This is a genomic window from Streptomyces sp. NPDC058662 (genome assembly GCF_042716255.1).
Taxonomy (GTDB): Bacteria; Actinomycetota; Actinomycetes; order Streptomycetales; family Streptomycetaceae; genus Streptomyces.
On the sequence record NZ_JBHXRU010000141.1, the window covers coordinates 1 to 11,960 of the forward strand.

At 69.7% G+C, this 11,960-nt stretch carries 10 protein-coding genes; 1 reads left to right on the top strand and 9 read right to left on the bottom strand.

All coding sequences use genetic code 11. From position 1 onward, the window contains the following. Positions 1–33: 33 nt before the first annotated feature. From pssA to ACFWUQ_RS29450, 9 genes are all read right to left on the bottom strand, one after another. Positions 34–909, bottom strand: a complete 876-nt coding sequence (pssA, locus tag ACFWUQ_RS29410) for a CDP-diacylglycerol--serine O-phosphatidyltransferase (protein ID WP_384544070.1) — start codon at positions 907–909, stop codon at positions 34–36. Beyond that, on the bottom strand, positions 896–1,552 hold the full coding sequence (locus tag ACFWUQ_RS29415) for a phosphatidylserine decarboxylase (protein ID WP_384544072.1): 657 nt from the start codon (positions 1,550–1,552) through the stop codon (positions 896–898). The genes pssA and ACFWUQ_RS29415 overlap by 14 nt, the downstream gene beginning before the upstream one ends. 185 nt (positions 1,553–1,737) lie before the next feature. Further along, on the bottom strand, positions 1,738–2,943 hold the full coding sequence (locus ACFWUQ_RS29420; RefSeq protein WP_384544074.1) for an acyl-CoA dehydrogenase family protein: 1,206 nt from the start codon (positions 2,941–2,943) through the stop codon (positions 1,738–1,740). Positions 2,944–2,945: 2 nt separating this feature from the next. Then, entirely contained in the window at positions 2,946–3,458 is a 513-nt protein-coding gene (locus tag ACFWUQ_RS29425; RefSeq protein WP_384544076.1) for a MaoC family dehydratase, read from the bottom strand. Between the two features lie 4 nt (positions 3,459–3,462). Continuing rightward, positions 3,463–4,437: an HpcH/HpaI aldolase/citrate lyase family protein gene (locus tag ACFWUQ_RS29430; protein ID WP_384544078.1), complete on the bottom strand. Its 975-nt coding sequence runs from the start codon at positions 4,435–4,437 to the stop codon at positions 3,463–3,465. Beyond that, positions 4,434–6,485: a protein meaA gene (locus tag ACFWUQ_RS29435; protein ID WP_384544080.1), complete on the bottom strand. Its 2,052-nt coding sequence runs from the start codon at positions 6,483–6,485 to the stop codon at positions 4,434–4,436. The genes ACFWUQ_RS29430 and ACFWUQ_RS29435 overlap by 4 nt, the downstream gene beginning before the upstream one ends. 31 nt (positions 6,486–6,516) lie before the next feature. Further along, positions 6,517–7,854, bottom strand: a complete 1,338-nt coding sequence (ccrA, locus tag ACFWUQ_RS29440) for a crotonyl-CoA carboxylase/reductase (RefSeq protein ID WP_384544082.1) — start codon at positions 7,852–7,854, stop codon at positions 6,517–6,519. Positions 7,855–8,291: 437 nt separating this feature from the next. Next, positions 8,292–9,104 carry a TetR family transcriptional regulator gene (locus ACFWUQ_RS29445; RefSeq protein WP_384544084.1) on the bottom strand — a complete coding sequence of 271 codons (813 nt, stop codon included), beginning with the start codon at positions 9,102–9,104 and terminating at the stop codon, positions 8,292–8,294. Between the two features lie 184 nt (positions 9,105–9,288). Next, positions 9,289–11,085, bottom strand: a complete 1,797-nt coding sequence (locus ACFWUQ_RS29450; RefSeq protein WP_384544086.1) for a 3-hydroxyacyl-CoA dehydrogenase family protein — start codon at positions 11,083–11,085, stop codon at positions 9,289–9,291. A gap of 356 nt (positions 11,086–11,441) precedes the next feature. On the opposite strand from ACFWUQ_RS29450, the gene ACFWUQ_RS29455 reads away from it, so the two are divergent. Beyond that, a partial coding sequence (locus tag ACFWUQ_RS29455; protein ID WP_384544087.1) for an adenylosuccinate lyase occupies positions 11,442–11,960 on the top strand: 519 nt, incomplete at its 3' end.

Genomic DNA, 11,960 nt, shown 5'->3' on the forward strand with positions numbered 1-11,960 from the left:
GCATCCGGGGGCCCTCCCGTACGGGCGGTACGGCTAACGCAGCGTCGTGGCGCGCGCCTCGCGGCGGTTGTGCCGGAAGGTGTTGGCCCGGCGGGTCGTCGCGAACAGCGGAATGGTCGCCGCCAGCGCGATCTGCAGGGCGCAGCCGGTCTGGAGCAGGAGCTGACCGCCCGGGGCGTCGAACGCCCAGGCCGCCAGCAGCCCCATCGCACCGACGATCCAGCAGAGCATCGCCACCGCGAGGACACCCCGCGGCTTGGGGTACTCGACCCGGCTCACCATCAGCCAAGCCACCCCGATGATCGCGAGCAGCGTCGGGACGAACGGCAGCTCCAGCAGCACGATCGAGACGACCGTCAGCGCGCCGAAGGGGCTCGGCATGCCCTGGAACATGCCGTCCTTCATCGTCACGCAGCTGAATCTCGCGAGTCTGAGGACGACGGCGAGCAGCACCACGATCGCGGCCAGGGCCGACATCTTCTGGTGCGCGTCGTCGGCGACCATGCCGTAGACGAGCACGAAGTACGCCGGAGCCAGGCCGAAGCTGATCAGGTCGGACAGGTTGTCCAGCTCGGCGCCCATGGGCGAGCTGCGCAGCTTGCGGGCGACGATGCCGTCGAAGAGGTCGAAGACCGCGGCGAGCAGCATCAGTATCACCGCCGTCGCCGCGCTGTGACGGGCCATGCCCGTCTCGTTGCTGCCGGTGAGGTGCGGGATGAGGATTCCGGTGGTGGTGAAGTACACCGCCATGAATCCGCAGGTCGCGTTACCGAGCGTGAGGGTGTCCGCTATCGACAGCCGCAGCGAGAGCGGCATGTCCTCCTCGGCGGACTCCTCGTCGGCGGACTCCGGCACCCAGCCCTGTGACGGGTTGGGTGTCGCGGGAGTCTCGGGGTCAGTCACGGTCAATTCGGGTCACCCCCGCGGTGGTGGCCTGACCGACCTCGACCGCGACCTCGACGCCCTCCGGGAGGTAGATGTCGACGCGCGAGCCGAAGCGGATCAGACCGATGCGTTCGCCCTGCTCCACCTTGGTACCGGCCGGCAGGTACGGCACGATGCGCCGGGCGACGGCGCCGGCGATCTGGACCATCTCGATGTCGCCGAGCTCGGTGTCGAAGTGCCAGACAACGCGCTCGTTGTTCTCGCTCTCCTTGTTGAACGCCGGGACGAACCCGCCGGGCACGTGCTCCACGGACGTCACCGTGCCCGCGAGGGGCGCGCGGTTGACGTGGACGTTCAGCGGGCTCATGAAGATGGCGACCCGGGTCCGGCCGTCCTTCCACGGCATGATGCTCTGCACCACACCGTCGGCGGGCGAGATGACCCGGCCCTGGGCGATCTCGCGCTCGGGGTCGCGGAAGAACCACAGCATGCCCGCGGCGAGCGCGGTGGCGGGCACGGCCGCCGCGGCCCAGCGCCCGGACGTGCGGGCCCGGGCGAGGCTGAGGGCCGCGGTGGCGACGGTCGGCAGGAGCCACGGCGATGCTCCGCGTGCGAGACGTCCGTTCAGGAAGCCGACGCGAGGTGCAGAGGTTTGGCTGTGGGGCATGGATGACCTTCGTAGCGGGTGATTGCCGCGCCGCAAACAGGGGGACGGGACGGCGGCTTTACTGGAATGCTATCGGTTGCGTGCAACAACTGGGCAAGCCAGAAGCCGAGTCGATGGCCGTCAGCCAGTGACTGGCAGTAATCCTTTCGCGACGAACCATGGGCGATTCGTCGCAAAAGGTACTTTCAGCCCTGAAGGCGGTACTCCTCAAGCAGGCGTCGCCCGATGATCATTTTCTGAATCTCGGCGGTACCTTCACCGATCAGCAGCATCGGGGCCTCGCGGTAGAGGCGCTCGATCTCGTACTCCTTCGAGAACCCGTAGCCACCGTGGATACGGAAGGCGTCCTCGACGACCTCCTTGCAGTACTCGGAGGCGAGGTACTTCGCCATCCCTGCTTCGAGGTCGTTTCGTTCCCCGGAGTCCTTTTTGCGTGCTGCGTTCACCATCATCGCATGGGCGGCTTCGACCTTGGTAGCCATCTCGGCCAGCTTGAACTGGATGGCCTGGTGTTCCGCGATCGGCTTGCCGAAAGTGTGACGTTGCTGGGCATACGAGACACCCAGCTCGAAGGCACGCTGAGCGACGCCGCAGCCACGGGCCGCCACGTTCACGCGGCCCACCTCGACCCCGTCCATCATTTGGTAAAACCCTCGCCCGGTCGTCCCACCGAGTACCCGATTGGCCGGAATGCGCAGTCCGTCCATGATGAGCTCGGTCGTGTCGACGCCCTTGTAGCCCATCTTGTCGATCTTGCCCGGGATGGTCAGGCCCGGACGGACCTCCCCGAAGCCCGGCTCCTTCTCGACGAGGAAGGTGGTCATCGACTTGTGGGGCGCCGTGCCCTCGGGGTGTCCTTCGTCACTTCGCACGAGGACCGCCACCAGGGTGGAGGTGCCGCCGTTCGTCAGCCACATCTTCTGGCCGTTCAGGACGTACTCGTCGCCGTCCTTCACCGCCTTGGAGGAGATGGCCGACACGTCCGAGCCCAGCGCCGGCTCCGACATGGAGAACGCGCCGCGGACCTCGCCCAGCGCCATACGGGGCAGGAAGTGGTCCTTCTGCTCCTGCGTGCCGTGCTGCTTGAGCATGTACGCCACGATGAAGTGGGTGTTGATGATGCCCGAGACGGACATCCAGCCACGGGCTATCTCCTCGACGCACAGGGCGTAGGTGAGGAGCGACTCACCCAGGCCGCCGTACTCCTCGGGGATCATCAGCCCGAAGAGGCCGAGTTCCTTGAGGCCGTCGACGATGTCCTGCGGGTACTCGTCGCGGTGCTCCAGCTGGGTCGCGACCGGGATGATCTCCTTGTCGACGAACTCCCGGACGGTCTTGAGGATCTCCCGCTGGACGTCCGTGAGCCCGGCGGTCTGGGCGAGTCGGGCCATGGCTACTTCACCTGTTCCTTCAGCGTGGGCCGGCCGGGCTGCTCGCCGCCGCGCTCCTTGATGTACGTCTGCGTCGGGACCATCACCTTGCGCCGGAAGACGCAGACGAGGGTGCCGTCCTGCTTGTACCCCTTGGTCTCGACGTAGACGATGCCCCGGTCGTCCTTCGACTTGGAGGGGGTCTTGTCGAGGACCGTGGTCTCGCCGTAGAGCGTGTCGCCGTGGAAGGTGGGCGCCACGTGCCGCAGGGACTCGATCTCCAGGTTGGCGATGGCCTTCCCGGAGACGTCCGGCACGGACATGCCCAGCAGCAGCGAGTAGATGTAGTTGCCCACGACGACGTTCTTGCCGAAGTCGGTCGTGTTCTCGGCGTAGTTGCTGTCCATGTGGAGCGGGTGGTGGTTCATGGTCAGCAGACAGAAGAGGTGGTCGTCGTACTCCGTGACCGTCTTCCCGGGCCAGTGCTTGTAGACCGCCCCGACCTCGAACTCTTCGTACGTGCGTCCGAACTGCATGGCCCTACGCCTCCGGGGTCTCGAACTTGCTGGTGCGCTGCATGCCCGCCGCGCGCCCCTTGCCCGCGATGACCAGGGCCATCTTGCGGCTGGCCTCGTCGATCATCTCGTCGCCGAGCATCGCGGAGCCCTTCTTGCCGCCGGCCTCCGAGGTGCACCAGTCGTACGCGTCGAGGATGAGCTCGGCGTGGTCGTAGTCCTCCTGGGAGGGGGAGAAGACCTCGTTGGCCGCGTCGACCTGGCCGGGGTGCAGCACCCACTTGCCGTCGAAGCCCAGCGCCGCCGCCCGGCCGGCCACCTCGCGGTAGGCGTCCACGTCGCGGATCTGGAGGAAGGGGCCGTCGATGGCCTGGAGGTCGTGGGTACGGGCCGCCATCAGGATCCGCATCAGGATGTAGTGGTAGGCGTCCGCGCCGTAGCCGGGCGGCTGCATGCCCACGACCAGCGTCTTCATGTTGATCGAGGCCATGAAGTCGGCCGGGCCGAAGATGATCGTCTCCAGCCGGGGCGAGGCGCCGGCGATCGCGTCGACGTTGACCAGGCCCTTGGCGTTCTCGATCTGCGCCTCGATGCCGATCTTGCCGACCTCGAAGCCCATCGTCTTCTCGATCTGGGTCAGCAGCAGGTCCAGCGCCACGACCTGCTGCGCGTCCTGGACCTTCGGCAGCATGATGCAGTCGAGGTTCTGGCCGGCGCCCTCGACGACCGTGATGACGTCGCGGTACGTCCAGTGCGTGGTCCAGTCGTTCACGCGCACGACCCGGGTCTTGCCCGTCCAGTCGCCGTTGTTCAGCGCGTCCACGATCGTGTGGCGGGCGCCCTCCTTGGCGAGCGGGGCGCAGGCGTCCTCCAGGTCCAGGAACACCTGGTCCGCCGGCAGGCCCTGGGCCTTCTCCAGGAACCGCGGGTTCGAGCCGGGGACCGCGAGGCAGGAGCGGCGCGGGCGCAGCCGGTTCACGGGAGTCGTGGGCGTGGTCATGCGGGGACCTCCAGGGGATCGAGCTTGTTCGCTTTCCGGATCTCGTCGACGATACGGCCGATGATCTCCGTGATACCGAAGTCTTTGGGGGTGAAGACGGCGGCGACGCCCGCCGCCTTGAGTGTCACGGCATCCGCGTTCGGAATGATGCCGCCGACGATGACGGGTATGTCACCCGCCCCCGCCACGCGCAGGCGTTCGAGGACGTCCGGGACGAGCGCGCTGTGCGAACCGGACAGGATGGACAGTCCCACGCAGTGGACGTCCTCGGCGAGCGCCGCGGAGGAGATCTCCTCGGGTGTCAGCCTGATGCCCTGGTAGACCACCTCGAAGCCCGCGTCGCGGGCCCGGACGGCGATCTGCTCGGCGCCGTTGGAGTGCCCGTCCAGGCCGGGCTTGCCGACCAGCAGGCGCAGGCGGCCGGAGCCGAGGTCGTCCGCGGTGCGGGAGACCTTCTCGCGGACGAGGGCCATGGGCGTGCCCTCCTCGGCGGTGACCGCCACGGGGGCGGAGGAGACGCCGGTCGGGGCGCGGAACTCGCCGAAGACCTCACGCAGGGCGCTCGACCACTCGCCGGTGGTGACACCGGCCCGGGCGCACTCCAGGGTGGCCTCCATGAGGTTCTCGGTGCCGGTGGCGGCCTGCTTCAGCCGGTCCAGGGCCTGGCCGACCGTGGGGAAGACGAACGGGTCGCCGCCCCCCTGCCGGTCCGAGGACTCCTGGCGCTCGGCGCGCCAGCGCACGATGCGTTCGACGGTGAGGGCCTCCACCGCGGGGTCGACCGTCATGATCGCGCCGTCGAGGTCCGCGGTGAGAGGGTTCTCCTCGGTCTGCTGGAAGCAGTTGACCCCGACGATCTTGTCCTCGCCGGCCTCGATCCGCGCCCGCCGCTCGGCGTGCGAGGAGACCAGCTGGGACTTGAGGTAGCCGGACTCGACGGCGGCCATCGCGCCGCCCATCCCCTGGATCCGGTCGATCTCGGCCAGGCACTCCTCCACGAGGGACTCGACCTTGGCCTCGATCACGTGGGAGCCCGCGAAGATGTCCTCGTACTCCAGCAGGTCGCTCTCGTGGGCCAGCACCTGCTGGATCCGCAGCGACCACTGCTGGTCCCACGGGCGGGGCAGGCCCAGCGCCTCGTTCCAGGCGGGCAGCTGCACGGCGCGGGCGCGGGCGTCCTTGGAGAGGGTGACCGCCAGCATCTCCAGCACGATGCGCTGGACGTTGTTCTCCGGCTGCGCCTCGGTCAGGCCCAGGGAGTTGACCTGGACGCCGTACCGGAAGCGGCGCTGCTTGTCGTTCTCGATGCCGTAGCGCTCCCGGGTGACCTTGTCCCAGATGCGGCCGAAGGCGCGCATCTTGCACATCTCCTCGATGAAGCGGACGCCCGCGTTCACGAAGAACGAGATCCGGGCGACCACCTCGCCGAAGCGCTCCTCGGGCACCTGGCCCGAGTCCCGCACCGAGTCCAGCACGGCGATGGCGGTGGACATCGCGTACGAGATCTCCTGGACCGGGGTGGCCCCGGCCTCCTGGAGGTGGTACGAGCAGATGTTGATCGGGTTCCACTTGGGGATGTGGTTGACCGTGTACGCGATCATGTCCGTCGTCAGGCGGAGCGAGGGTCCCGGCGGGAAGACGTGCGTCCCGCGCGAGAGGTACTCCTTGACGATGTCGTTCTGCGTGGTGCCCTGGAGCTGCGAGACGTCCGCACCCTGCTCCTCGGCCGCCACCTGGTAGAGCGCCAGGAGCCACATGGCGGTGGCGTTGATCGTCATCGAGGTGTTCATCTGCTCCAGGGGTATGTCCTGGAACAGCCGCCGCATGTCGCCCAGATGGGAGACCGGGACCCCGACCCGGCCCACCTCGCCGCGGGCGAGGATGTGGTCGGGGTCGTAGCCGGTCTGCGTCGGCAGGTCGAACGCGACCGACAGGCCGGTCTGGCCCTTGGCGAGGTTGCGGCGGTACAGCTCGTTGGACGCCTCGGCCGTGGAGTGGCCGGCGTACGTCCGCATGAGCCACGGACGGTCCTTCTGGCGCTCTGTCATCTCAGGCTGTCCTTTTGGCCTCTGAGGCGTCTCAGACGTTACGGAAGCGATTGATCGCGTCGAGGTGCGTGGCGCGCAGCTCGTGGTCGCGCACGCCCAGGCCCTCCTCGGGGGCCAGCGCGAGGACGCCGACCTTGCCCTGGTGGAGGTTGCGGTGGACGTCGTACGCGGCCTGGCCGGTCTCCTCCAGGGAGTAGACCTTCGACAGGGTGGGGTGGATCTTGCCCTTGGCGATCAGGCGGTTGGCCTCCCACGCCTCGCGGTAGTTCGCGAAGTGCGAGCCGATGATCCGCTTGAGCGACATCCACAGGTAGCGGTTGTCGTACTCGTGCATGTAGCCCGAGGTCGAGGCGCAGGTGGTGATGGTGCCGCCCTTGCGCGTGACGTAGACGCTCGCGCCGAAGGTCTCGCGGCCCGGGTGCTCGAAGACGATGTCGATGTCCTCGCCGCCGGTCAGCTCGCGGATGCGCTTGCCGAAGCGCTTCCACTCCTTGGGGTCCTGGGTGTGCTCGTCCTTCCAGAACTTGTAGCCCTCGGCGTTGCGGTCGATGACCGCGTCGGCGCCCATGGCCCGGCAGATGTCCGCCTTCTCGGGGCTGGAGACCACGCAGATCGGGTTGGCCCCGCCGGCCAGCGCGAACTGGGTGGCGTACGAGCCGAGGCCGCCGCTCGCGCCCCAGATCAGGACGTTGTCGCCCTGCTTCATGCCGGCGCCGTTGCGGGAGACCAGCTGGCGGTAGGCGGTGGAGTTGACCAGGCCGGGGGAGGCGGCCTCCTCCCAGCTGAGGTGGTCCGGCTTGGGCATCAGCTGGTTGGACTTGACGAGGGCGATCTCCGCCAGTCCGCCGAAGTTGGTCTCGAAGCCCCAGATGCGCTGCTCGGGGTCGAGCATCGTGTCGTTGTGGCCGTCCGAGGACTCCAGCTCGACCGAGAGGCAGTGGGCGACGACCTCGTCGCCCGGCTTCCAGGCGTTCACGCCGGGGCCGGTGCGCAGCACGACGCCCGCGAGGTCGGAGCCGATGACGTGGTACGGCAGGTCGTGGCGCTTGGTGAGCTCCGACAGGCGTCCGTAGCGCTCCAGGAAGCTGAAGGTGGACACCGGCTCGAAGATCGAGGTCCAGACGGAGTTGTAGTTGACCGAGGAGGCCATGACGGCCACCAAGGCCTCGCCCGGACCGAGTTCGGGGACCGGCACCTGGTCGAGGTGCAGGGACTTGCGCGGGTCCTTCTCGCGCGTGGTGAGCCCGGCGAACATCTCCGCCTCGTCCTTGTGCACGGTGATCGCGCGGTACGAGTCGGGGAGCGGCAGGGCCGCGAAGTCTGCGGCGGTAGCGGCCTGCGACTGGATCGCGTCCAGGATGTCCTTCACGGTAGAGCCTCCGGCATGAGCGCTGATGGGGGTGCGCTGGGGGATACGCGTTGCGTGCGTGGGAGCGCGTTGTGGGTGCTGCGGTACTGCGTGCCGTCGGTCCGGCTGGTGCGGTGGTGCTGGCGACGCCCGTGGTGAGGCGTGCGGTGCCTGGTGACGCAGGCATCCGGGGCGCGTTCCGTGCCGAGTGGGCGTGGGCCGCGGGGACATCCGGACGAGATTCAACGTATGGCACCCCGTGTCACTCAGCAAGGCACCGCGTGCCAAAACTTTCTCTCATTTGCCTATTGACCTGCGCAGATGAGCGATGATCGATCAGAGTTACCCACGAGTAGGGACAAGCTGGACACACGCAGACGGCCGCCCCCGGGTACGGGGACGGCCGTCTGAGGCGCCTACCGGCGGTAGCCGCCGGCTCGCTTCGCTGTCTGTTCTCGCTACGTGTTGCGCAGGGCCTCTTCGATGGTCCGCATGACCTCGTCCAGCGGGGCGTCGGTACGGGCCACCGCGACGAGTACCTCGCCCCGCGTGCGGACCGCGGCCGGAGCGGCCGCGGCCGCGCCCGGGGTGCGCCCCGCGCCGATGCCCGAGCCGAAGGTGTTGCGCACGATGGAGAAGGCGTGGTCGAGCTGCGCCTCCACGTCCCCCTGGCCGCCCGCCCGCAGCCAGCGCCGCAGGACGTGGTTGTGCGCGGTCACCACCGCCGAGGCGGCCACCTCGGCCAGGAGCGGGTCGTCATTGCCGTCGTGGTGGTCCTGCTCGTCGAAGTGCGCCAGCAGGTAGCGCGTGAAGAGCCGCTCGTACCGGGCCACCGAGGCGATCTCCCGCTCGCGCAGCGCCGGCACCTCCCGGGTCAGCCGGTAGCGCTCCACCGACACGGCCGGCGAGGCGGCGTACATCTTCATGACTTCCTTGATCCCGCGGCACACCGTGTCGAGCGGGTGCTCGTGCGCCGGAGCGACGTCCAGCACGGCCTCGGCGCGGGTCAGGGTGTCGTCGTGGTCCGGGAAGATCGCCTCCTCCTTGGACCGGAAGTGCCGGAAGAAGGTGCGCCGTGCCACGCCCGCGGTCGCGGCGATCTCGTCGACCGTCGTCGCCTCGTACCCCTTGTTCGCGAACAGCTCCATGGCCGCCGCGGCGAGCTCGCGACGCATCTTGAGCCGCTGCGCGGCCGCCCGGGTGCCGGCCGCGCTCTCCGGGGCGTCGGAGGCCGTGGCGGCGCGGGGCGAGGTCTTGGCGGGCTGGGACATAGAGCGAAAGTACTTCATTCGCGACGGGGACCGCGCCTGCGGGGGGCGGGGCGGGTGGGACGGGGGTGGATGCGGGGGAGGGCCGGCACTGGGCACACAGTGCTCGTCGGGAGGGTTCGCCCGCCGTGAGGGTCCGGCGGGCCCGAGGAGCCCTCCCCACGCATCCGGCTCGTGGCCCGGAGGGTTACCGGCGGGCGTGCTCACGGAATCCGCGGCCGGTCTTCCGGCCCAGGCAGCCCGCCGCCACCAGGTGCTCCAGCAGCGCGGAGGGGGCCAGTCCCGGGTCGCGGAACTCCTTGTGCAGCACCTTCTCGATGGTCAGCGAGACGTCGAGCCCGACCACGTCGAGGAGCTCGAAGGGCCCCATCGGGTAGCCGCCGCCCAGCTTCATCGCCGCGTCGATCTCGTCGAGGCTGGCGTAGTGCTGCTCGACCATCTTGATCGCGTTGTTCAGGTACGGGAACAGCAGCGCGTTCACGATGAAGCCGGCGCGGTCCCCGCAGTCGACCGGGTGCTTGCGCACCTTGGTGCAGATCTCGCGGACCGTGGCGTGCACGTCGTCGGCGGTCAGGACCGTGCGGACCACCTCGACCAGCTTCATGGCCGGAGCCGGGTTGAAGAAGTGCATGCCGATCACGTCCTGCGGGCGCGAGGTCACGCGGGCGACCGCGATCACCGGCAGTGAGGAGGTGGTGGTGGCCAGCACCGCGCCCGGCTTGCAGACCTTGTCCAGGGCCGCGAACAGCTCCTGCTTGACCGCCAGGTCCTCGGCGACCGCCTCGACGGCCAGGTCCACGTCGGCGAAGGCGTCCAGCGAACCGGCCGCGGTGATCAGTTCCAGGGTCCGCTCCGCCGCGGCCTCGGTCAGCTTGCCCTTGGACACCGCACGGCCCAAGGACTTGCCGATCGAGGCCTTCGCGGCGTCGGCCTTCTCCTGGCTCCGGGCGGCCAGGACCACCGGGAACCCGGACTGCGCGAAGACCTGCGCGATGCCGCTCGCCATGGTGCCCGAGCCGGCGACGCCGACCGAGGCCACCGGGCGGCCCTCGCCGAGCCGCGCGCCGTCCTGCGGGGTCTGCGCGTCGCGGACCACCGCGGAACCGCCCGGGGCGTCGTACGTGTAGAAGCCGCGCCCGGACTTGCGTCCGGTCAGCCCGGCCTCGGCCAGGTGGCCGAGGATCGGGGCCGGGGCGTGCAGCCGGTCGCCGGAGTCCGCGTACATGGCCTCCAGGACGGTGCGGGCGGTGTCCACGCCGATCAGGTCGAGCAGCGCGAGCGGCCCCATCGGCAGACCGCAGCCCAGCCGCATCGCCGCGTCGATGTCCTCGCGGGAGGCGTACTTCGCCTCGTACATGGCGGCGGCCTGGTTCAGGTACCCGAAGAGCAGGCCGTCGGCGACGAAGCCGGGGCGGTCGCCGATCAGGACCGGCTCCTTGCCGAGCCCGCGGGCCAGCTCGGTGACCGCCTCGACGGCCGGCGGGGAGGTCAGCACGCAGGAGACGATCTCGACCAGCTTCATCGAGGGCGCCGGGTTGAAGAAGTGCAGGCCCAGGACGCGCTCGGGGCGCTGGGACTCGGCGGCGAGCCGCGTCACCGACAGGGCGTTGGTGCCGGTGGCCAGGATGGTGTCCGGCCGCACGATCGCGTCGAGCTCGCGGAACACCCGCTGCTTGAGCTCGTAGGACTCGGGCACGACCTCGATGACGAGGTCGGCCTCCGCGGCGGCGCCCAGGTCCGTGAAGGTGCGGAAGCGGGCGAGGACGTCAGCGCGCTCCTGCTCGGTGAGGCGCTCCTTGGCGACGGAGCGCGCGGTGCCGGCCGTGAGGGCGGCCGTGGCGCGCCGGGCCGCGGCGTCGCTGATGTCGATGCCGATGACCTCGTGGCCGGCCTGGGCGAGGACCTCGGCGATGCCGGTGCCCATCGTGCCGAGACCGACGACGGCGATGGTCTGGAGGGTGGACTGACTGGACGGACGGTCCATCGAGGGACTCCAGTGGGAGAGGGTGACGACTGAGGGGGCACGGCGGCGTGTACGAGGCCGTGCGGGATGCCCGAAGGGCGGAAACGGCCGGACCCTGTCCCGGGGTCGCGCCGTGAGGTCGTGCAGAACCGACTGGCACGGGGCGGCTGCGTCACCAGGCCTGCCCCGCACGTGTTGAAGAGACTGTAACTCGCCGGTAACTGGCGCGCCAGAGTGCGCAGATGTGACCTGTACCGCCGAAATGTACCGATCATCGATCATCGATCATCAGGCGGATCCGGGAGGTCGGCGCAGGCCGCGCGCCCCGACTCGCGGAACCCCGTACAGCGGCTGCCGCAGCCCTCTAGGGTGGCCCGGTGAACGACGTGCTCGATCGTCTGCGGACGGAAGCCACCGGTTCGCCGGAGTACCCGGAGTACGAGGCGCTCCTCGCCGCGGCGCCGGACGTCCTGGCGGCGTCCCTGACTTCGGCCGGACTGCCCCTGTGGGCCCGGGAGCTGGCCGCGTACCGGCTCGCGCTGGCGGGGGACCGCCGTGCCTTCGAGTCCCTGGTCCTGCTGCTCAACCACCGGGACCCGCCGCGCTGCGCGGCCGCCGCCGAGGCACTCGCCGTACTCGGCGACCCGCGCACCGCCCGCGCCGCGGCCGCCCTCGCCACCAACTCGCTGCGCACGGCCTACGCCCTCCAGCCCGTACGGCTGCTCACCGCCCTGCGCGCCCCCGAGTCGGTTCCGGCCCTGACGGCCACCCTGTCCCGGCTGCTCTCCCCGCACGATCCGTACTGGCGGGTGGCCCTGGCGTGCGTCGAGGGGCTGGGCGCCCTGGCCGACCCGCGGGCCCGCGAGGTCCTGCTCCGGGCCCAGTCCCACCCGCGC

What these genes read in the sequence shown, in the direction of transcription:
- ACFWUQ_RS29445 (WP_384544084.1), bottom strand. Translation starts at nt 9,104, where the DNA reads ATGTCCCAGCCCGCCAAGACCTCGCCCCGCGCCGCCACGGCCTCCGAC.
- ACFWUQ_RS29430 (WP_384544078.1), bottom strand. Translation starts at nt 4,437, where the DNA reads ATGACCACGCCCACGACTCCCGTGAACCGGCTGCGCCCGCGCCGCTCC.
- ACFWUQ_RS29425 (WP_384544076.1), bottom strand. Translation starts at nt 3,458, where the DNA reads ATGCAGTTCGGACGCACGTACGAAGAGTTCGAGGTCGGGGCGGTCTAC.
- ACFWUQ_RS29435 (WP_384544080.1), bottom strand. Translation starts at nt 6,485, where the DNA reads ATGACAGAGCGCCAGAAGGACCGTCCGTGGCTCATGCGGACGTACGCC.
- ACFWUQ_RS29415 (WP_384544072.1), bottom strand. Translation starts at nt 1,552, where the DNA reads ATGCCCCACAGCCAAACCTCTGCACCTCGCGTCGGCTTCCTGAACGGA.
- ACFWUQ_RS29450 (WP_384544086.1), bottom strand. Translation starts at nt 11,085, where the DNA reads ATGGACCGTCCGTCCAGTCAGTCCACCCTCCAGACCATCGCCGTCGTC.
- ACFWUQ_RS29420 (WP_384544074.1), bottom strand. Translation starts at nt 2,943, where the DNA reads ATGGCCCGACTCGCCCAGACCGCCGGGCTCACGGACGTCCAGCGGGAG.